This window comes from Acinetobacter pittii (genome assembly GCF_034064985.1).
GTDB lineage: Bacteria > Pseudomonadota > Gammaproteobacteria > Pseudomonadales > Moraxellaceae > Acinetobacter > Acinetobacter pittii_H.
Genome location: NZ_CP139249.1, coordinates 294,075 through 314,148 on the forward strand (window position 1 = coordinate 294,075; position 20,074 = coordinate 314,148).

Consider the following 20,074-nt stretch of genomic DNA (forward strand, 5'->3'; position numbering starts at 1 on the left):
GGAATAAAGATGCGAGATCAGGGGCGTTTAGTCGAATGGTTCGACGAAAAAGGTTATGGCTTTATTCAGCCAGATGATGCTGAAAAAGAGCGAGTCTTTTTGCATATCAAAGATTTTGCACGCCCCGGACCTCGGCCAATTATTGGCTGTGCACTGGAATATCGGGTGATTCTCGATGAACGAGGCCGTTTTCGTGCTCAGCAGGTCACCTATTTAAAAGCATCTCAAACCCGAAAAGCGTCAAAGCCTGTAAAAGCAGAATCTTCTTTTCAAGCCAGTCCATGGTCTGCAATGCAAATGGGGATCGTGTTTTATTTCGTTTTAATGGGAATTATGAGTTTTATTCATATTTTACCCGCTTACACCTTGCTATTTGTTTTAATGATGAATGCCTTAAGTTATTGGCTTTATTCACAAGACAAAGAAGCCGCACAATTGGGTAATCGACGTGTGCCTGAACAAACACTGCACATTGTTAGCTTTTTAGGAGGCTGGCCAGCTGCATGGTGGGCACAACAAAAACTGAGACATAAAACACAAAAACAACCCTTTCGTAGGATTTATTTTTGTACCATATTCTTTCATTTACTTTTGATTTTGTGGCTAATTTCTCCCTTAAACGTATTGCGGGGCTCATAAAAGTAAATCGTTTTAATAAACTTGAGAGGTATAAAAATGAATAGTTCTATCGACCAAGATCCAAATCGTACTTTAACACTTATTTTATATGTACTTTATATTGTTGCCATTTTTACAGGCGGCTTACTTGCGGTTATTGCTTTAATTATTAACTACGTAAAACGTTCTGATGTACAGGGTTCAATTTTTGCGAGCCACTTTACATGGCAAATCAGAACATTCTGGTGGTATCTGGCTTGGAATATTATTGCCTTTCTGCCGTTTATTTTCCTGTTCTTTACGGGCGAAAATACTAATCTATTTGCAGGCGTTGCCGTTTCATCGACCGTATTCTGTGTGGGCGTAATTGGTGCTGCGTGGATCTGGATTGTATATCGTGCAATTCGTGGTTTGATTGCGTTAAACGATAATCGCCCGATGTATCAGCCTTAATAAATAAAAAAGAGAGCGCCAAGCTCTCTTTTTTTATTTTCTAATTCTTTTGTTTTTCTTAATGGGTAAATTAATTTTTAACTCACTGACTAAAACACCTAAGACCACTAAAGCACCTCCCAAAAGGGCAATCAATGGCAAACGCTCACCTGCAATTCGGCCAATAATGCCTGCCCAAACAGGTTCGCCAGCATAGATAATTGCAGCACGTGAAGGATCAACCACACGTTGAGCCCAGTTCATTACAAATTGAATGAGTGCACTCGCTAAACCTAATGCGACAGCAATGAGTACTAGGGGCCATGAAAATACTGGAATCGTATGTTCACCCACCACAGGCATAATCGCGAAAGAAAGTAGAGAAGCGACACCAAGTTGAATGATCGTAACGCGACGCAAATTTACTTTTCCAGCAAAGTAGCTAATAAAAATAATTTCTAAAGCAATCGCAAATGACCCGAGCACTGTTAAAAGTTGCCCAAAACTTAAGGAAATTTGCTCAAAACCATTGCCCGTCAATAACACAAGGCCAGTAAAAGCAAGAGCAGCGCCTACCCAAGTCATGATGTGTGGAGTTTTTCTAAAGATGAGCCACATTAAAATAGGTACAAGTGGAACGTATAGCGCTGTTAAAAAAGCCGACTCACTACTTGGAATGGTTTGCAGGCCAATGGTCTGGGTGCCATAGCCTGCTGCAATAACAAGACCAATCGCACAACCCGCGCCTAAATCTTTTAATGTAATACCTTTCATACTCTTGAAAGAAATAAGTAGCAAGGTAAGCGCTGCGACAGCAAAGCGGCAGCCTACAAAGAACATAGGTGACGAAAAATGCAGTGCATATTGCACAGTAAGAAATGTTCCACCCCAAATGATCGTAATCAAAATGAGTGCTAACTGTGGGGCTTTGCTTGAACTCAGGGAAATTGGTGACATACTTAAAATCATTAGAAATTGTGCAATATATTGCACATATTGCGCTATTCTTCTATTTTGTGCAATATATTGCTCATATTTTATTTGCTATTTTATTTTATGAGCCAGTCGAGCACCGTTTTACAGCACGTAGGCACAAACATTCGTTCATTAAGAGATGAGCGTGGATTAAGCCAACAGGACTTGGCCGATCAGGCAGGTGTGAGTAGACGAACCATTGCTGCTTTGGAAACAGGGCAGGTCAATATTAGTTTGGCTAAACTCGATTCGATTGCAGCAGTGTTGGGTGTGGATTTTAAAACGATTGTGAGTGCACCTGAGCATAAAGAACATGCCTTAGTAAATGTACTCGCTTGGCAGGGTGAAAAAGAAGAAAGTAATGCAACGCTATTGGCTTCAGTCCCTTCTTGCTCCCAAGTTGAGCTTTGGACATGGTCATTGGCAGTGGGGGAATCTTATATTGCTGAGCCAGATGCAAAAGGATGGCAAGAGCTTATTTACGTATTAGAAGGTGAATTGACCATACAATTTGCAGATAGCTCAAAAACTATTGCTGCTGGTTCTTCATTTATATATGCCAGTTCAGTAACTTACACTTATATTAATAGTGGTAACCAAGTCCTTAAGTTTATTCGTAATGTGGTATATTGATTGATTAGATTTTAAGGTTTTATAAAAAAAATTAAAATTTTATGGATGTAATTTTAAACAAAAAACACGGATAAGACTAAATAAGAGAAGTTATGATATTTCTTATGTAAGGAAATTATTTTTTAATTCGTTTTAATAGAAAAAAGATACAGAAATGAAATTTTTATTAAGTTCACAAGATATTAAAAACTATAAATTTTTATGGCAGGTTTCTAAAGAAAAATATAAGAAGCAGAAGGGAAGTATGTTTCTTATGTTTTTATTAGTAATGTTTACCGCATTCTTTACAACATTATTGCCATACTTATTAAAACTTATTATTGATTATTCTGCACAGAAATATGACTTTCCACTTGATATTCGACTTCCATTCAATTTTTTATATCTAATCGCACTTGCTTATGCCGCAGCATGGTTAGCAAATGAGTTATGTAATTGGACAAAAAATATTTTTAGTGCTTATCTGATAGTAGATTTCAAAGGCGCACTAATTTTTGCAGGCTTAAAGAATTATTTAAATCTTAAAAAAGATGAACAAGATCAAATTGAAACTGGAACCGTGATTAGTGATCTGGCAAGAGGAAGTTCTGCTTTTGGTGAGATTAATCTAACGTTACTTCTTCATTTAGGACCAATAGTTTTTCAATTGGTTATGATTTTTGCAGTTTTATTTACGACCATTAATTTACTTTTTAGTATCAGTTTTTTATTGGTCGCTATCGTTATTTTTGTAATTTCTTTTCATATAAATAAAACAAGTAGTTCACTATTCGATGCTATGTATCAACAAGATAATCAAGTAAATAGCCATTTGATACATCAGATCTCAAACTCGTATGAAATTAAGGTGAAAAATGCGGTTCCTTTTCAATTATCAAAGTTTAATGACACACTAAATTCATACATCACAACCGCTAAAGATAGGAATAAAAAAATAGGGCTACTTATGATTTCCCAATTGTTCCTGATCTTTCTATTTTTGCTCATTTTTATGTTATTTACAGTATTTCTTTCGACTGAAAAGCAGCTTACACCGGGTGCTTTCGTATTGATAAGTACTTATATTATTCAACTCACCAATCCATTTTTAGCAGTTTCTCAAAGCTTGATGCGTTTAAATGGTAACTTTGTCGCTTTAGCAAAATATCGAAAATACTTTAATCTCGATAAAGAAAATTATACGCATTCTATCGTTCAAGACTCCAACGTTCTCTTTCAATTTATAAATGCTAAATTTTTACTTGGGAAAAGAGCTGTAGATCATTTTAATTTAACAATATTAGCCAATAAAACGTATGTCGTGATTGGGCCGACTGGCTTGGGAAAGACTTCTCTAATGAATTATTTAATGGGCGTCTATCAGATTCAATCAGGGCAGCTTTGCTATAAGAATATTGATATTAGCCAAAATTTCTCTAAACATATTTTTGATGAGGTTGTTTACGTTGCACAGCAACCAGTTATTTTCCCTTATTCCCTTAGGGATAATTTAGTTTATAACTCCTCGCACATATATGAGGATTCTTACTTACTTCAGATGCTTGATCAATTTAATCTATTACATATTTTGAAAAAGCATCAACTAACGCTCGACGATGATCTAACTGAAATTTATAAGAATTTTTCAGGAGGAGAGAAACAAAGAATTTGTATTCTTCGTGGTTTATTGGCTCGTCCTCAACTCATGATCTTAGATGAACCGACTGCCGCCTTGGATGTAGATACTGCAAAAAAGATACTTGAATATATTCAGCAGGTTGTTCCATCCGTGATCATGATTACGCATTCACCGTATGCGATGGAAATTGCGGATGAGATAATCGATTTAGAAAAGTTATTAAACTAAAAATAATCAAAAAATAAAAAAGAGCCTAATCAGGCTCTTTTTTACATCTTAAAAATTAAAGACGGTTTTCATCCAACAAAAGCTGAGCTTCACGAAGGTTTAAAGTACCTTCATAAATTGCGCGGCCTGTGATCGCGCCTAAAATGCCCGGTTGGCCTTTTAAGTTACGAACGTCATCAAGATTGGTAACACCACCAGAAGCAATTACTGGTAAGCCTGAGTATTGAGCCAAGTTTACAGTTTGCTCAACATTTACACCTTGCATCATGCCGTCACGAGCAATGTCTGTATAAACAATGCTAGACACGCCTGCATCTGCAAAGCGTTTCGCTAAATCTGTTGCTTTCACATCAGTAACGTTTGCCCAGCCATCAGTTGCAACCATACCATTCATGGCATCAATACCAACAATGATGTGACCTGCAAAACGCTTACAAGCTTCTTCTACGAATTCAGGCTCTTGAACTGCCTTTGTACCGATAATGACAAAAGTCACGCCAGCTTCTAGATAGTGTTCGATAGTCTCTAATGAACGAATACCACCACCAATTTGAATTGGTAATTCTGGCTGAGCTTTAGCAATTGCTTCAACAACAGGCTTATGAATTGGGGTACCTGCGAAAGCGCCATTCAAATCAACCAAATGCAAACGACGTGCGCCTTCATTTACCCAATGCTGGGCAGTTGCAACCGGATCGTCAGAGAAAACGGTATCGTCTTCCATACGCCCTTGTTTTAAACGCACACATTTACCATCTTTCAGGTCAATTGCTGGAATGATTAGCATGCTTCCGCTCCTTGCTTCATCATGATTATGAAATTGTGCACATCTTAGCAAAGTATTGATCAATCGCTAAGCCTTAGAAAAGACTTTTATAACTTTACGTTTGAAGTGCGGTTTGAATCGTTTGTGAAATGTGAGCCGGTAATAGTTCTTGCTTTCTGAGCTCTTCAAATACCAATAATGCAGCATAGGCATCGGCAGCAGCGTAGCTTATTTGTTGTGATGTAAGTGGCTTTCGTGCCCAATTTGAAGTTCCAACTTTTTTCGACTTTGCAAGATACTGCCCAAATAGTAGTGCAATCGCTTTTTGAACCCCCATTTGCTGGGTAAAACCAAAGTGACTAAAGCTTTTAGCTAGATCGACACAACTTTCCAGCTCAATGCCTTTTTTATGAAAAATGTGTTTGTCATTTTTAAGGCCAAAGCCAACTTTAATTTGCTGAGAGTTAGACAAAATGGGCTGTAAAAATTTTAAAGTTGATGAATTTACATGAAACAAATAGGCTTTTTTTGCTGTGGCAAGCTGAATTAAGTGTGGACCAGTTGAGATTTCACCCACTTTAAATGTAGGTTTAGATTCAGAATCAAATCCCAAAATTGCAGCGTTTTTTAATTCTTCTTCAATACTTTTGCATTGCTCAATATTTTCAATCACCACAATATTATGGTGGTTAAGATTTTCAAAAGGAGGAAGCTGCTGAATGGAGGCTTTATCAAGGAGGGCAACGGCTTCGGACATATTTAACAGCGTACAAAAGAATTGGGCTATTCACTTTATATATGAATAAAGCCTAGAGAACTAGGCTTTATGAATGTCTTTAAAAATTATTGAGACTGAGAAGGTGTACCAATGACCACACTTTCACTTTTCTCGACATAGCCTTCATAGGTCGGAGACATGATTGTGGCAACGACAGCAAAAACCAAAGCAAGTGGAATTAGGATAATATAAATCCAGCCTAAAACACGTTCCCAACCAGGGGTAGGGCGCTGTGGGCCGTAATCATTATTGCCTTCTGTACCTTTTGCTGCAAAGAGATAGATCATAAAAATCAGGTTTACGGCGGGGATCAGCATCAGTAATGATAGCCATCCTGTATTATTGCGGTCGTGCAAGCGGCGGATGGTAAATACAAAACTTACATAGAGACAAACAATATAGAGAATGGCGATAACAATCATGCCTGCCGTAGAAAGACCTGTTAGTTCTTGACTAGATGTAAATCCAAAAGTAAAAGCGATGATGACAACAGCGATACCGATGACGAGTGAAAATAAGAATGTCCAAGCAGCATAAGAGAGTCGTCCAAAACGACCATTAGCTTTAAAGGGGGAATCGTGTTGAAGTGGCTGATTTTCGAAAGGTGAATTCATTTTGTTTTCCTGATCATTTAGTTTTATTTAGAAGTATAAATATTCAATATTTTGTTGAATAAAACATCATTCTATAAATGATTAGTTATTATTGTAAATAAAAAAAAGATCAGACCATCTCGACCTGATCTTTTTCAGTTTTAAATCAGATTAAATATTCCATTCCACAAAGTTTTTAAGTAACTGCAAACCAGCAGTATGACTTTTCTCTGGGTGGAATTGAGTCGCGAATAAATTATCTTTATGAATTGCTGTGCAGAAATTCACACCATACTCACAAGTCGCAGCCACAACGCTTTCATCTTTTGGTTCGACATAGTAGCTATGTACAAAGTAGAAGCGAGCATCTTGTTCGATGTTATTCCACATTGGATGGCTTGGGTCCATTTGGTGAACTTGGTTCCAGCCCATGTGTGGTACTTTTAAACCTTCCATTTGAGGGAAATGTTTTACTGCGCCGTCAAAAATACCTAATGCGTCTACACCGCCATTTTCTTCAGAACTTTGTAGTAATGCTTGCATGCCTACGCAAATCGCAAGAACTGGCTTATTAAAAGCAGCTTTACGTACAACTTCATCAATCCCTGCTTCACGCATGCCTTGCATACAGTCACGCATTGCGCCAACACCCGGAAAAACAATTTTGTCGGCTTGTGCAATTAGTTTTGGATCATTGGTCACATCGACTGTAGCGCCCACATGCTCAAGTGCTTTAGCTGCTGAGTGTAGATTGCCCATGCCATAATCAAGTAACGCGATACGTGTCATTAGAGGCTACCTTTTGTCGATGCAATCGTGTTTTCTGCACGTGGATCAACTTCACATGCCATACGTAAAGCACGAGCAAGTGCTTTAAAAACACTTTCGATTTGGTGGTGGCTATTTTTACCTTTTAAGTTATCGATGTGTAAGGTCATAAGCGCATGGTTTACGAAACCTTGGAAAAACTCAGAAAATAAATCAACATCAAAGGTACCGATGCGCGCACGAGTAAATGGAATATCCATAAATAAACCTGGACGACCAGATAAATCTACAACAACGCGAGATAAAGCTTCGTCTAATGGTGCATAAAAATGACCATAGCGTTTTAAACCTTTTTTATCACCTAAAGCTTGTGCAAAAGCTTGTCCAAGCGTGATACCACAATCTTCTACGGTGTGGTGATCATCAATCTCGAGGTCTCCGTCACAATGAATATCGATATCAAATAAGCCATGTCGCTTGATTTGATCAATCATATGGTCTAAAAATGGAACTCCAGTGTTTAGTGTGCCTTGACCAGTACCGTCGAGATTTAAACGAACTCGAATTTTGGTTTCATTGGTATTTCTAACCACTTCACTGATACGTTGCGTCATGGACACGTTCCTCAAAAAACGTCAAAAATGATTGGATGTTAACGACAATTTCGCTGTGACGAATTCGTGACAGCATCATAGTTTGCTCAGGAGGGTTAATCAATGCCTATTACCGTACATGCTTATAGTTCTCTAGATAATTCAGAGATCCGCGATCAGCTTGAGCGTTTGTATGATACAAGTCCGGAGTTTGGTGACGGGCACGATGCGATTGAACAACTTGAACAAGATTTACAACAGTATACCACGCTATACACTGCCGAATTTAATACCAAAATTATAGGTGCAATTTGGTCTTCAGGACAAGGCGAAAGCAAGGTTCTTGAATATATTGTTGTGCACCCTGCTAACCGTGGTCGTGGTGTAGCTGAGCGCTTAGTTGAAGAAGCTTGCCGCATAGAAGAGTCAAAAGGTGTTAAAACTTTTGAACCAGGCTGTGGCGCGATTCATCGCTGTTTGGCTCACATTGGTAAACTACATCACTAAAAGCTTCTATTATTTTGTGGTTGTGATTTAAAAATAATCACTTGTTACAAAAAACACGGAAGTTGCTTGACGTCTTCTTATAAACATTGTTTAATACGCCCACTTCGGCGTGATAGCTCAGTAGGTAGAGCAACGGATTGAAAATCCGTGTGTCCCCAGTTCGATCCTGGGTCTCGCCACCATTATTTGTGTTTTCAATCCCTGATCCCATCAGGGATTTTTTTTAAGTATAAAAAATACTCATTTAAATCAGAAACTCAGGATAATAGTTGACTATTGTTCTGAGATACGGCTTAATACAGGCCATCGGCGTGATAGCTCAGTAGGTAGAGCAACGGATTGAAAATCCGTGTGTCCCCAGTTCGATCCTGGGTCTCGCCACCATATTCGAAAAAGCCTCATACATAATGTATGGGGCTTTTTTTATGTCTATCTGTTTTGCCCTAACACATCGTTACTTCACTTGTGTATAAATCTCATTTTATCCACAAGTATAGTTATTTATCCCCAAGCTTAAATGGGTTTTAGGAATACTGAAAAAGAAATTGTGGGCTTATTGCGCTAGTCGGGTGAATTATCGCTAATAAGTCGTTTTCCTAGACACACTGCTTCTACTTCGTCATAGCCAAGCTGTTCATAAAAGTTCAGTACATTTAAATTGTCTTTGCGGACGAGTAATTGTAGTTTTGGACAACCGCGGGCGATCAATCGCTTTTCAAGCTGCTGAACGAGCGCTGTAGCGATTCCTAAGCGTTGTTGGTGGGGATGAACAGCTAAATAGTTAATCCAGCCTCTATGACCGTCGTAGCCGCCCATAAGCGTGCCAATGAGTTGCTCATCTTTAATAGCAACCAAAAACAAATCATCCTGTTGTGAGACTTTCCTGAAAATATCGGTTTCAGGATTATTCCAAGGACGCGTCAGGCCACAGCTTTCCCATAAAATAACGACATCATCCAGATCTGCATTTGTAAATTGACGAATAATAAACATATGGATTTCTACTTTTTGTTTTGATGTGCTGAAAAGATAAAATAAAAATTAGGACTTGAGCAGTGTTTTATCAATAATTTAAACAAATAAAAAAGCACCCCCGAAGGAGTGCTTGAATTAAACCAGTGATTTAAGCTGATTTTGCAACTGGTTCTGCTTGAAGCATTTGACCTGTTTCTTCGAAGTTTGCATGCCAAGACAATGCTTCACGAAGTAAGTGAGGAGTATGTCCACCTTTAGCACATGCACGATCAAAGTAGTCGTTTAATGCACCACGATAAAGTGGGTGTACACAGTTATCGATAATAGCGCGAGCACGCTCACGAGGTGCTAAACCACGTAAGTCTGCTAAACCTTGCTCTGTCACTAAAATATCAACGTCGTGTTCACTGTGGTCAACGTGGCTCACCATTGGCACGATAGAAGAGATATCGCCGCCTTTAGCAATTGATTTAGTCACAAAGATTGCCAAGTGTGCGTTGCGAGCGAAGTCACCTGAACCACCAATACCGTTCATCATTTTAGTGCCGCACACGTGAGTTGAGTTCACGTTACCGTAAATATCAAACTCAAGCGCAGTGTTAATGCCGATAATACCTAAACGACGTACCAATTCAGGGTGGTTAGAAATTTCTTGTGGACGGAGCACTAATTTGTCTTTGTAAGCTTCGATATTGCCAAAAACTTTTTCGCCACATTTTGCAGAAAGTGTAATTGAGCTACCAGAAGCAAATTTCATTTTGCCTGCATCAATGAGTTCAAAAGTACAGTCTTGTAGTACTTCTGAGTACATGATGAGGTCTTCAAAATCAGAATCTTTTAAACCTGTTAATACAGCATTGGCAATAGAGCCAATTCCTGCTTGTAATGGACCAAGGTTTTTCGGTAAACGACCTTCCGCAACTTCTTTATTAAAGAAAGCAATTAAGTGGTTTGCAATGCCTTGAGTCTCATCATCTGGAGGAGTTACGGTTGATGGTGAGTCATGTGTATCGTTAAATACAATACCTACAATTTTTGCAGGATCGATTTGGATTGCTGTTGTACCAATACGCTCATCCACTTTAGTTAATGGAATTGGAGTACGTGTTGGACGGTAAGTTGGAATATAGATATCGTGCAAACCTTCAAAGCTTTCGCTTAAAGAGGTGTTGATTTCAACAATAACTTTTTCGGCAAAAATAGCGAAGCTTGCAGAGTTACCTACAGAAGTTGTTGGAATAATGCCACCATCTTCAGTAATCGCAATTGCTTCAATCACCGCAACATCTGGACGTTTAAGCTGCTGGTTACGCATTTGCTCAACAGTTTCTGATAGATGTTGATCAATAAACATAACTTCGCCGTTGTTGATCGCACGACGTAAAGTGTTGTCTACCTGAAATGGCATACGACGAGATAAAACACCTGCTTCCGTGAGTTGTTTGTCTAAGTCATTACCTAAGCTAGCACCCGTAATTAACGTGATTTTTAACGGATTTTTCTTTGCATGCTCTACAAGTGCTTGTGGAACAGCTTTAGCTTCACCGGCACGAGTAAAACCACTCATACCAACGGTCATTCCATTTTCGATGAATTGCGCAGCTTGTTCAGCACTGATGACCTTGTCATGAAGAGAAGCTAGGCGAATACGACTTAAAGACATTGGACATCCTCAATATTGTCAAAACATAGGGGATTTTAGCTATGAAAAATTGAAAAGTGCATAGGTGTTAGGCTAAGGTCTAATTTTGTAAATAAATGGCGGTATAAATTATATTTATGGTTTTTATTTAATTGATTTTTATTGCTTTTATTTATTATCGAAACAAGGCTTTTAATTGCTGATTGATCAAATTAAAAGCGCTCACTTAATGTTTGTTTTATTTTTTCCAAAGGATTCGTCGTGGTACTTTCTTCGGTACTCGGTTTTGGGATTGGTAAAGAAATAATAACTTCTAGACCACCTTGTTCACGATTATGAATTTGAATCTCACCATGATGAATATCGACAATACGTTTAACAATCGCAAGCCCAAGACCACTACCTTGAATCGTTCTTGCTGAGTCTCCGCGAACAAAAGGTTGCATCAACTCTTCAATTTGATCTGCCGGAATACCTTCACCATGATCAGCAACGGTAATTAAAATATATTCATTTTCAACTTTTGCACTGAGCTCAATTGGTTCAGCACCGTATCGTTTTGCATTATTAATCAAGTTGGCAATCAATCTTTTTAAAGAAAGACTACGTGCCGGAATAATAGGCACATCTTGCATCTCGAATTGAATATCGAGAGGTTTAAATTGCACAACTAATTCTTGCAAAAGCATGTTGATATTGGTGTCTTTCAATTCCTCGTCTGAACCATCGCGCATATACGAAATGAACTGATTAAGAATTGCATCCATATCATCTACATCGTAGACCAAGCCTTCACGTAAAAACTCATCAGGCAGCATCTCTGCTGTTAAGCGTATGCGTGTAAGCGGGGTGCGTAAATCATGTGAAATACCCGCCAACATAATACGTCGTTCGCGCTCAGTCTGATCGAGTGTGTAGACCATGCGATTAAAGGCTTGGTTTACTTGACGAATTTCTAGTGGTCCATGATTGGTATCAAGGTAGGGCGCTGTTCCAGATTTACTATATTCATTGGCAGCATTCTGCAAACGACGCAGAGGGCGGTTCATCTGTCTGACCAAAATCAAAATAATGATAGCCGACAGTAAAGGAACACCTACAACCCAACCTACTAAGAGCTCAGGGCTGTAGTTGGCATAGGTTTTTAAAGGTTCACGAACCCAGTTTCCATGCATTTCAGGAGTTTGAATCCAAATGCGTGGGCTCGGTTTAAACTGGAAGTAAACAGTAACGTCTTTAGTCCCGATCTCATTGGCAAGTTTTTCTTCAACCTGATTGGTAAAAAACTCGGCAATAACCTTGTCTCGAACACTAGGATATTCTTTGGGGTTAGTGACGTATTCGATACCGACTCGATTACGTAACCACGCATCAACATCTACTTCATTTTCACGATGAAAAATTCGTATATCAGGATTGTTGACGAGTTCAAGCTCAACAGCAAGATAACGTGCATGTTGTTGAATTTCAGGTAAGTAAAGAGTGCGCCAAAAGAACCATAACGACATAAATAAGCTAAAGAACACCACCAGCAGTACCAGAATAGTGGTACGCATGGCAGCAGAACGTGGTTTTATTTTGTCGAGAAAACGTTCCCATCGAGTCCGTTTACGTTCTGAGTAGGTAACGTAATCAGTAAAGTTCTGTGGGGCGATTGGTTCTAAACTCACTCTATCTTATCTCAAGCTTATTCAGCACCATCCGGAACGAATACATAACCCACACCCCATACAGTTTGGATGTAACGTGCACGTGCAGGGTTATCTTCAATTAAACGACGTAGACGAGAGACTTGAACGTCAATTGAACGTTCCATTGCGCCCCATTCACGGCCACGCGCTAAGTTCATCAGTTTATCGCGTGTTAATGGTTCACGTGGGTGTTGTACCAATGCTTTTAATACTGCAAATTCACCAGTGGTTAAGGTAACGATTTGTCCTTCGCGTGTCAGTGTACGGGTAGACAAATCTAAAGACCATGGACCAAAGCTTACTACTTCAACTTGTTGGCTTGGTGCACCCGGAACTTCACGAACTTGACGACGTAATACTGCACGGATACGTGCTAAAAGCTCATTTGGATTAAATGGTTTTGGCAAGTAGTCATCTGCACCGGCTTCAAGACCGGCAATACGGTCTGAATCACTACCACGTGCTGTTAACATGATGATTGGCGTATCAATATTTGATTGACGTAAACGACGGCAAATACTTAAACCATCTTCAACCGGTAACATAAAGTCGAGTACGATCAGTGAAAATAACTCACGTTGTAATAAACGATCCATTTGTGAAGCATCATGGGCAGTTTTTACAACAAAGCCTTTATCTTCCAAAAAACGTTGCAAGAGGGTACGTAAACGCACATCGTCATCGACCACTAAAATACGTTCGACACGATCCGTTTCGTTGTGTACGGTTTCAGGATGTTCAGCAGGTACAACTAAACTCATGATGTACTCCCTTTTAAAGTCATAATTTATATATTATTGGGTCGGATAGGCTTATTGCCAACAAGCCCTCAGTATAATGCTGATGTTCTTGTTTAGACTATGTATCAATTTGCTCAAAATTACAATTTTCAAGGTGGTTTGAAACCAAAAAACAACATCTTAAGCCCATAATTTAGCAAAGACCGTTCAGAAAAAACAAATACTTAAATGTTCAATGATTTTATAATCTCTCAATAGTAATAACTCTTTGTTTTAAATAGATTCTTTAAATCAATCTTAACGCCCCTCTATAGGCTTTTTAATAGTTGAATTGAGCAAATAACCAAATTTGATAACAAATTACGAGAATAAAACAGTGATCAATCTCAATATTTTATCTTTTGGGTCATGTATCAATATGATCATTTTCTCGTAAATTATATTAAATTTTTGTCACATTTATGACATAAGTCATACGTTTAAATTTTATAAAGGTTAAAAGGCTGAGTTCAGTATTAATTTTTTCATACTTAAACGCATGTTTTTTTGTGCTCTAGTCGTCGAAAAAAGTATAAATATTCAGAGTCAATACAAAAAAACGTTTTGAATACGCAAACAAGTGTGGATTTTATGGGCTTGGTCTTTATAATCAGTGCTTTTAAACTTTATCCTTGTGGGATCAAACACGATGACTGACTTAGTTCAGCAGTTGGCAAGTGAACTTGCCGTACGTCCAAACCAAGTAGAAGCTGCCATCCGCTTAATTGATGAAGGTGCCAGTGTTCCATTCATTGCCCGTTACCGTAAAGAAGTAACACAAGGTTTAGATGATACGCAGTTACGCCAATTAGATACTCGTTTAGCGTATTTACGTGATTTATATGAGCGCCGTGAAAAGGTTATTCAGTCATTGCAAGAACAGAATAAATTGAGTGATGACTTGTTGGCGCGGGTGAATGCAGCCGAAACAAAAAATGCTTTAGAAGAAATTTATGCACCGTATCGTCCTAAGCGTACAAGTAAATCTTTTAAAGCAAAAGAAGCAGGTCTAGGACCGATTGCTGAAAAAATTATTGCAGAACAAGTTGACCCGACAGAAGCATTAGCTGGTTTTAGTCATGAAGACTATCCAGATGTTGAAAGTCAGTTAGATGCGATTCAGCATATTCTAATTGATGACTGGGCACAAAATATTGCGCTTACTACAGAATTAAAAGCAACTTTTGCAAAAACTGCAGTTTTAAAAAGTACAGTTGCTTCTGAAGAAAAGAAAGAAGTCGGTAAAAAATTCCGTGATTACTTTGAATTTTCTGAAGGTTTAAATAAACTGCCTTCACATCGTTTATTGGCGATGTTGCGTGGTCGTCAAGAAAATGTATTAGGTTTAAAAGTAGATGGTGAAGATGATGCACCATTGGCACGTATTGAAACTGAATACAACCTTGAGCAAATTCAGCCGCAAGCACGTCAGGACTTCTTAAAGCAAACTGCTAAATTGTTCTGGTTGGGTAAAGTTCGCCCTCAAATCGAGCATTCATTGCTGACAGAGAAGCGTCTTACTGCCGAAGCAGAAGCAATGCAGGTATTTGCTGAAAACCTTCGTCATTTATTATTATCGGCACCAGCGGGTAGCCGTACTACTTTAGGTGTTGACCCTGGTATTCGTACTGGTGTGAAACTGGCTGTAGTAAGCGATGCTGGAGATGTACTTGCTCACAGCACGATTTATCCATTTGCGCCTAAAGAAGATAAAGAAGGTTCTATTGCTGAACTTGCGCGTCTATGCCGTGAATATAATGTAGAGCTTATTGCTATTGGTAATGGTACAGCTAGCCGTGAAACGGAAGCTGTTGTGGCTGAAATGATGGCTGCTAATACAGACCTTAAATTAACACGCGTGACTGTAAGTGAAGCGGGTGCATCTGTTTACTCTGCAAGTGAACTTGCTGCGGCAGAACTTCCAGAGCTTGATGTTTCAATTCGTGGTGCAGTATCGATTGCTCGCCGTTTACAAGATCCTCTTGCTGAACTTGTTAAGATTGATCCGAAATCAATTGGTGTGGGTCAATATCAACACGACGTAAATCAAACTGGTTTAGCAAAAACACTTGACGCTGTAGTAGAAGACTGTGTGAACGCGGTTGGTGTTGATGTAAATACCGCTTCTCCAGCAATCTTGGCTTACATTGCGGGTTTAAACAAAGCAATTGCTCAGCAAATTGTTGAATACCGCAAAGAGCATGGTCGTTTTGATAACCGTCAAGCTTTGAAAAGCGTACCGCGTTTAGGCGAGCGTACTTTTGAGCAAGCAGCTGGTTTCTTACGTATCCAAAATGGTTCTGAACCTTTAGATGCTTCTGCGGTTCACCCTGAGAGTTATGGTCTTGTTGAGAAAATTGTTGCAGCAAAAGCGACAACTGTGAAAGACATTATTGGTAATACCGAAATCATTCGCCAAGTAAAAGCTGATGAATTTGTTGATGACAAATTTGGTTTGCCAACTGTTCAAGACGTATTAGCTGAACTTGAAAAACCGGGTCGTGACCCGCGTCCAGAGTTTCGTACAGCTAAATTCCGCGAAGATATCACTGAAGTTGGTCAATTAACTGAAGGTATGCAACTTGAGGGTGTGATTACTAATGTCACAAACTTTGGTGCTTTCGTTGATATTGGTGTACATCAGGATGGTTTAGTTCATATTTCTGAGTTAGCGAATGAGTTCGTTTCTGATCCGCATAAAGTTGTAAAACCAGGTCAGATCGTACAAGTGCGTGTTATGCAGGTTGATGTTGAACGTAACCGCGTGAACTTAAGTATGCGTGCTGAAGGTTCTGCACCTGTAAAAGCACAGCGTCCATCACGCCGTGAACAAAATACAGAACAGCGTTTTGAACGTAAGCCTCAAGGTAAACGTCCTCAACCACGTAAAGATCAAGCTGAGCGTCCTCAGCGTAACAAGCAAGAAAAGCCACAAGAACAAAAGATTGGTGGTTTAGGTGCATTGTTATTACAAGCTGGAATTAAAGGTTCTAAATAAGAGCCTTTAAAACAATAAAAAAGCCTCCATTCGGGGGCTTTCTTTATTAGTGAAATATAATTTTTTAATAGACTTTAAAGAGCAGTTAAGAAAAAATCGCAGTCGTGAAGATGAGGTGAATCTTAAGATCAACAAATCGTTGTTAAACACACAATTAAATACACAACGTTATAGCATAACTAAACTTTAATGAGATTCAGTTGTCCGACATCATCAACCCAGCCTTGAAGCTTTTATTCTCTTTCAGGCTGTAATAGTACAACTTTGCTTATTTCTTTTTATTATAAATGGTTGTTTTATGTCGGTTTTAAACCTGAAAAATAGATTTCATTTAAAAGACCTCTTATCCGGAGTTGTCGTATTCCTCGTGGCATTACCGCTGTGCTTAGGTATCGCTTTAGCCTCAGGTGCTCCCATCATCTCTGGTATTATTGCAGGTATTGTCGGCGGTATTATTGTGGGTTTACTCAGTGGTTCCCACATTAGCGTTGCAGGCCCAGCGGCAGGGCTGACTGCCGTAATTCTTGTACAGTTAGAACAACTAGGCGGCAATTATGCCGCCTTTTTATTATGTATTATTTTTGCAGGTGTCCTACAAATTCTATTTGGATTATTCAAGTTAGGTTTTTTTGCTAACTTTATTCCAAATAATGTCATTTTAGGGTTATTAGCCGCTATTGGTGTCATCCTAATTGCGACACAATTGCCTTACCTGTTCGGACTTTCTGATTTTTCATGGAAACAGGTTTGGACTTCAACACCAGACGCATTCCTTCAACGTTTTGATGGGGGAGCGGCACTGATTGGTTTGCTCAGTTTATTTCTAATTTTAGCGTGGGATAGCAGTCCGCTTAAAAAACTAGCTTTACCTTCGGCTTTAATCGCAGTTGTGCTAGCAGCAGTTTTAAATTTTGTTTTAGTGAGTATCGGCTCTGCATGGGCAGTGCAAATAGATAATCTCATTCAGTTACCGAATATCTTACAAGCACCCGAAGAAGTATTAATTTTTCCTGATTTTAGCTATTTAGCTGAGCCTATGATTTACACAGGGGCAATCACTCTGGCTGTCGTTGCATCTTTAGAAACGTTATTGAATTTAGAGGCAGCAGATAAAATCGATCCTCAAAAACGTTCTTCTCCTCCTAATCGCGAACTTTGGGCACAAGGCACAGGGAATATCGTTTCGGGCTTAATAGGTGGTATGCCCGTGACTTCAGTGATTGTACGTAGTTCGGTGAATGCGAATACAGGTGCGCGTAGTAAATGCTCTACCATTATTCATGGGGTATTGTTGCTGTTGGCGGTTTTGTTCTTTGTGCCATTAATGAACATGATTCCTTTGTCTGCATTGGCCGCGATCCTTATTGTCACAGGCTTTAAGCTTACTCATCCAAAACTATTTAAACAGCTTTATCAAAAAGGTTGGAAACAGTTTTTACCTTTTATTATTACTTTAGTTGCAATTTTACTGACCGATCTTTTAATGGGAATCTTAATTGGTCTGTTCACCAGTAGTGCTTTTATTCTTTATGGCAATTTTAATAAAGGTATTCGTGTTTATAGAGAGAAGCGTTTGCATGGCGTAGTGACTCGTATTGAGCTTCCTTCACAAGTCACCTTTCTTAATCGTTCTGCGCTTATTTCGGCATTGGAACATGTGCATAAACATCAACAACTCATTATTGATGCAACTCAGTGTGATTCGATTGATCCCGATATCTATCAAGTTATTCAAGATTATCAAAGTGAAACGGCTATTAAACGTCAGGTAAACCTTAAATTGGTCGGGTTCAAACAGCACTATCAAGATGTTGATGATGCGGTACTTGATATTGATATTAGTACGCATGATTTGCAACAAAAGCTGAGTCCACAACAGGTCGTTAACCTACTTAAAGAAGGGAACGAACGTTTTGTAAAAAATGAACGTCTACAACGAGATATTTACCGACAAATTCGTGTGACTGCAGATGAAGGACAGCACCCGATCGCAGCCGTTCTTGGGTGTATGGACTCACGTGCACCCACCGAAATGATTTTTGATGTGGGTATTGGTGATCTCTTTAGCTTGCGAATTGCAGGTAATATTGCTGGACAAAAAGTATTGGGTTCACTTGAGTTTGCATGTCAGGCCAAAGGTTCTAAAGTCATCGTTGTTTTAGGACATACCGATTGCGGTGCGGTGACGAGTGCATGTCAATTGCGTTTAGAGCAAAAGCAAGTGTCTGATGTGAAGGAAATGCCACACATTCAATATGTGCTTGGACCATTAATGCATTCGGTTGATAGCGTATATGACATTATGCAGCCACGTGAATTAGGTAATGCTTTTATTAGCCAAGTCACAGCAATGAATGTTCATTACAACATCCAGTACATTATTAATAACAGCAGTGTGCTTAAAGATATGGTTGATCGAGGTGAGATCGTAGTTGTGGGTGCAATTTATGATGTAAAAACAGGGCACGTTCAATTTCTTGATTGATCAGTCCTTTAGTTAAAAAAAGCGCCTTAGTTAAGGCGCTTTTTTACTCGTTATGCGATTAACTCAGAATTACCAGTGTTCACCTGGGAAAATACGAGCATAAGCTTTTTGTGCCCAGTTTAATTTCTCAGTTTTTTGTCCCTTCGCTGCATCTGAACTTGGGAATAAACGGAAACCAATCGACATAAACATATTATTGATGCCTGGCGCTACAGAATAAGTCATTGAAGCTAAGCGACCTAAGTTGGTTGCCATACGTTTTGGACGTTTTACAATTGCATAAGCAATTAAGTCAGCAGCCTGCTCAGGTGAAAGGGTTGGAACATATTTATAAATTTTAGTTGGTGCAATCATTGGGGTACGAACCAATGGCATATAAATTGAAGTAATTGCGATTTTGTGTGCATGAACTTCGGCAGATAGACAGCGGCTAAATGCATCAAGCGCTGCTTTAGATGCGACATATGCAGAGAAGCGAGTCGCGTTTGCTAAAACACCAATCGAGCTAATATTAATAATTTGTCCGTCTTTACGCTGAATCATATGCGGCAAGATATTGAGAACTAGACGAACCGCACCAAAATAATTTAATTGCATGGTGCGTTCAAAGTCATGAAAACGATCATAAGATTCATGTACAGCACGGCGAATAGAGCGACCTGCGTTATTAATTAAAATATCAATGTGATCAACAGTCGCTAAAATTTCTTTAGATACTTGGTCAATCATTTCCATATCGTTGAGATCACACGGGAAAATTGATGCCTTACCGCCACGTTTTTCGATATCTGCTTTTACTTCTTCCAAAGTTTCTTGAGTACGGGCAACCAGTAAAACATGGGCACCAGCATCAGCAAGTTTGTTTGAAATCGTTAATCCGATTCCACTCGAGGCGCCTGTCACTAAAATGACTTTATCTTGTACCTTTTCCTGGAACAGAGCTTCTAATTTTTTATTCACAGCATTTTACCTAAGTAGGGGCAGGGACTATTTAT

Annotated in this window: 19 protein-coding genes and 2 tRNA genes; 9 read left to right on the top strand and 12 right to left on the bottom strand. The window is 39.0% G+C overall.

Annotation, left to right across the window (positions count from 1 at the left end):
* The first annotated feature begins 9 nt into the window (after window positions 1-9).
* Entirely contained in the window at window positions 10-639 is a 630-nt protein-coding gene (locus tag SOI76_RS01355) for a DUF1294 domain-containing protein (protein WP_104079705.1), read from the top strand.
* Between the two features lie 36 nt (window positions 640-675).
* Window positions 676-1,071, top strand: a complete 396-nt coding sequence (locus SOI76_RS01360) for a DUF4870 family protein (protein ID WP_009391942.1) — start codon at window positions 676-678, stop codon at window positions 1,069-1,071.
* Between the two features lie 33 nt (window positions 1,072-1,104).
* On the opposite strand, the gene SOI76_RS01365 is transcribed toward SOI76_RS01360, so the two are convergent.
* A complete protein-coding gene (locus tag SOI76_RS01365; RefSeq protein WP_104079706.1) occupies window positions 1,105-2,007 on the bottom strand; it encodes a DMT family transporter in 903 nt (300 codons plus the stop codon).
* Window positions 2,008-2,106: 99 nt separating this feature from the next.
* Between SOI76_RS01365 and SOI76_RS01370 the strand changes: the two genes are divergently transcribed.
* Window positions 2,107-2,658 carry a helix-turn-helix domain-containing protein gene (locus SOI76_RS01370; protein WP_104079707.1) on the top strand — a complete coding sequence of 184 codons (552 nt, stop codon included), beginning with the start codon at window positions 2,107-2,109 and terminating at the stop codon, window positions 2,656-2,658.
* Window positions 2,659-2,812: 154 nt separating this feature from the next.
* Window positions 2,813-4,504 carry an ATP-binding cassette domain-containing protein gene (locus SOI76_RS01375; RefSeq protein ID WP_104079708.1) on the top strand — a complete coding sequence of 564 codons (1,692 nt, stop codon included), beginning with the start codon at window positions 2,813-2,815 and terminating at the stop codon, window positions 4,502-4,504.
* A 55-nt stretch (window positions 4,505-4,559) separates the two neighbouring features.
* On the opposite strand, the gene hisA is transcribed toward SOI76_RS01375, so the two are convergent.
* The 5 genes from hisA to hisB all read right to left on the bottom strand — a co-directional run bounded on the left by hisA (window position 4,560) and on the right by hisB (window position 8,023).
* Window positions 4,560-5,291: a 1-(5-phosphoribosyl)-5-[(5-phosphoribosylamino)methylideneamino]imidazole-4-carboxamide isomerase gene (gene hisA, locus SOI76_RS01380; protein ID WP_000905538.1), complete on the bottom strand. Its 732-nt coding sequence runs from the start codon at window positions 5,289-5,291 to the stop codon at window positions 4,560-4,562.
* A gap of 94 nt (window positions 5,292-5,385) precedes the next feature.
* Entirely contained in the window at window positions 5,386-6,027 is a 642-nt protein-coding gene (wrn, locus tag SOI76_RS01385) for a 3'-5' exonuclease (RefSeq protein ID WP_104079709.1), read from the bottom strand.
* Window positions 6,028-6,113: 86 nt separating this feature from the next.
* Window positions 6,114-6,662: a DUF805 domain-containing protein gene (locus SOI76_RS01390; RefSeq protein WP_104079710.1), complete on the bottom strand. Its 549-nt coding sequence runs from the start codon at window positions 6,660-6,662 to the stop codon at window positions 6,114-6,116.
* Between the two features lie 150 nt (window positions 6,663-6,812).
* Window positions 6,813-7,430 (bottom strand): imidazole glycerol phosphate synthase subunit HisH, encoded by a 618-nt coding sequence (gene hisH / locus SOI76_RS01395; protein ID WP_104079711.1) that lies wholly within the window; start codon window positions 7,428-7,430, stop codon window positions 6,813-6,815.
* Window positions 7,430-8,023: an imidazoleglycerol-phosphate dehydratase HisB gene (hisB, locus tag SOI76_RS01400; protein WP_002116767.1), complete on the bottom strand. Its 594-nt coding sequence runs from the start codon at window positions 8,021-8,023 to the stop codon at window positions 7,430-7,432. The genes hisH and hisB overlap by 1 nt, the downstream gene beginning before the upstream one ends.
* Before the next feature lie 102 nt (window positions 8,024-8,125).
* On the opposite strand from hisB, the gene SOI76_RS01405 reads away from it, so the two are divergent.
* From SOI76_RS01405 to SOI76_RS01415, 3 genes are all read left to right on the top strand, one after another.
* Window positions 8,126-8,509, top strand: coding sequence for a GNAT family N-acetyltransferase (locus SOI76_RS01405; RefSeq protein ID WP_002116928.1), 384 nt, complete (start codon window positions 8,126-8,128; stop codon window positions 8,507-8,509).
* A 106-nt stretch (window positions 8,510-8,615) separates the two neighbouring features.
* Window positions 8,616-8,691: transfer RNA gene (locus SOI76_RS01410), tRNA-Phe, on the top strand.
* A gap of 126 nt (window positions 8,692-8,817) precedes the next feature.
* Window positions 8,818-8,893: transfer RNA gene (locus SOI76_RS01415), tRNA-Phe, on the top strand.
* A gap of 177 nt (window positions 8,894-9,070) precedes the next feature.
* On the opposite strand, the gene ypeA is transcribed toward SOI76_RS01415, so the two are convergent.
* The 5 genes from ypeA to ompR all read right to left on the bottom strand — a co-directional run bounded on the left by ypeA (window position 9,071) and on the right by ompR (window position 13,578).
* Entirely contained in the window at window positions 9,071-9,502 is a 432-nt protein-coding gene (ypeA, locus tag SOI76_RS01420; RefSeq protein WP_104079712.1) for a GNAT family acetyltransferase, read from the bottom strand.
* Between the two features lie 130 nt (window positions 9,503-9,632).
* Window positions 9,633-11,147, bottom strand: a complete 1,515-nt coding sequence (locus SOI76_RS01425; protein ID WP_016142851.1) for an acetyl-CoA hydrolase/transferase family protein — start codon at window positions 11,145-11,147, stop codon at window positions 9,633-9,635.
* A gap of 35 nt (window positions 11,148-11,182) precedes the next feature.
* Window positions 11,183-11,305 (bottom strand): hypothetical protein, encoded by a 123-nt coding sequence (locus SOI76_RS01430; RefSeq protein WP_078210314.1) that lies wholly within the window; start codon window positions 11,303-11,305, stop codon window positions 11,183-11,185.
* A gap of 33 nt (window positions 11,306-11,338) precedes the next feature.
* Window positions 11,339-12,796, bottom strand: coding sequence for an ATP-binding protein (envZ, locus tag SOI76_RS01435; protein ID WP_057074855.1), 1,458 nt, complete (start codon window positions 12,794-12,796; stop codon window positions 11,339-11,341).
* A gap of 17 nt (window positions 12,797-12,813) precedes the next feature.
* Window positions 12,814-13,578 carry a two-component system response regulator OmpR gene (gene ompR, locus SOI76_RS01440; protein WP_000060753.1) on the bottom strand — a complete coding sequence of 255 codons (765 nt, stop codon included), beginning with the start codon at window positions 13,576-13,578 and terminating at the stop codon, window positions 12,814-12,816.
* A 667-nt stretch (window positions 13,579-14,245) separates the two neighbouring features.
* On the opposite strand from ompR, the gene tex reads away from it, so the two are divergent.
* Window positions 14,246-16,594, top strand: coding sequence for a Tex family protein (gene tex / locus SOI76_RS01445; protein ID WP_104079713.1), 2,349 nt, complete (start codon window positions 14,246-14,248; stop codon window positions 16,592-16,594).
* A gap of 298 nt (window positions 16,595-16,892) precedes the next feature.
* Window positions 16,893-19,079 (top strand): SulP family inorganic anion transporter, encoded by a 2,187-nt coding sequence (gene ychM, locus SOI76_RS01450; RefSeq protein WP_068564004.1) that lies wholly within the window; start codon window positions 16,893-16,895, stop codon window positions 19,077-19,079.
* Between the two features lie 69 nt (window positions 19,080-19,148).
* Here ychM and SOI76_RS01455 read toward each other — a convergent pair whose 3' ends face one another.
* The gene (locus SOI76_RS01455) at window positions 19,149-20,039 is read right to left on the bottom strand and encodes an SDR family NAD(P)-dependent oxidoreductase (protein WP_002116932.1); all 891 of its coding nucleotides are present in this window, start codon (window positions 20,037-20,039) and stop codon (window positions 19,149-19,151) included.
* Window positions 20,040-20,074 lie beyond the last annotated feature (35 nt).

What these genes read in the sequence shown, in the direction of transcription:
- SOI76_RS01355 (WP_104079705.1), top strand. Translation starts at nt 10, where the DNA reads ATGCGAGATCAGGGGCGTTTAGTCGAATGGTTCGACGAAAAAGGTTAT.
- SOI76_RS01360 (WP_009391942.1), top strand. Translation starts at nt 676, where the DNA reads ATGAATAGTTCTATCGACCAAGATCCAAATCGTACTTTAACACTTATT.
- SOI76_RS01365 (WP_104079706.1), bottom strand. Translation starts at nt 2,007, where the DNA reads ATGTCACCAATTTCCCTGAGTTCAAGCAAAGCCCCACAGTTAGCACTC.
- SOI76_RS01370 (WP_104079707.1), top strand. Translation starts at nt 2,107, where the DNA reads ATGAGCCAGTCGAGCACCGTTTTACAGCACGTAGGCACAAACATTCGT.
- SOI76_RS01375 (WP_104079708.1), top strand. Translation starts at nt 2,813, where the DNA reads ATGAAATTTTTATTAAGTTCACAAGATATTAAAAACTATAAATTTTTA.
- hisA (WP_000905538.1), bottom strand. Translation starts at nt 5,291, where the DNA reads ATGCTAATCATTCCAGCAATTGACCTGAAAGATGGTAAATGTGTGCGT.
- wrn (WP_104079709.1), bottom strand. Translation starts at nt 6,027, where the DNA reads ATGTCCGAAGCCGTTGCCCTCCTTGATAAAGCCTCCATTCAGCAGCTT.
- SOI76_RS01390 (WP_104079710.1), bottom strand. Translation starts at nt 6,662, where the DNA reads ATGAATTCACCTTTCGAAAATCAGCCACTTCAACACGATTCCCCCTTT.
- hisH (WP_104079711.1), bottom strand. Translation starts at nt 7,430, where the DNA reads ATGACACGTATCGCGTTACTTGATTATGGCATGGGCAATCTACACTCA.
- hisB (WP_002116767.1), bottom strand. Translation starts at nt 8,023, where the DNA reads ATGACGCAACGTATCAGTGAAGTGGTTAGAAATACCAATGAAACCAAA.
- SOI76_RS01405 (WP_002116928.1), top strand. Translation starts at nt 8,126, where the DNA reads ATGCCTATTACCGTACATGCTTATAGTTCTCTAGATAATTCAGAGATC.
- ypeA (WP_104079712.1), bottom strand. Translation starts at nt 9,502, where the DNA reads ATGTTTATTATTCGTCAATTTACAAATGCAGATCTGGATGATGTCGTT.
- SOI76_RS01425 (WP_016142851.1), bottom strand. Translation starts at nt 11,147, where the DNA reads ATGTCTTTAAGTCGTATTCGCCTAGCTTCTCTTCATGACAAGGTCATC.
- ompR (WP_000060753.1), bottom strand. Translation starts at nt 13,578, where the DNA reads ATGAGTTTAGTTGTACCTGCTGAACATCCTGAAACCGTACACAACGAA.
- tex (WP_104079713.1), top strand. Translation starts at nt 14,246, where the DNA reads ATGACTGACTTAGTTCAGCAGTTGGCAAGTGAACTTGCCGTACGTCCA.
- ychM (WP_068564004.1), top strand. Translation starts at nt 16,893, where the DNA reads ATGTCGGTTTTAAACCTGAAAAATAGATTTCATTTAAAAGACCTCTTA.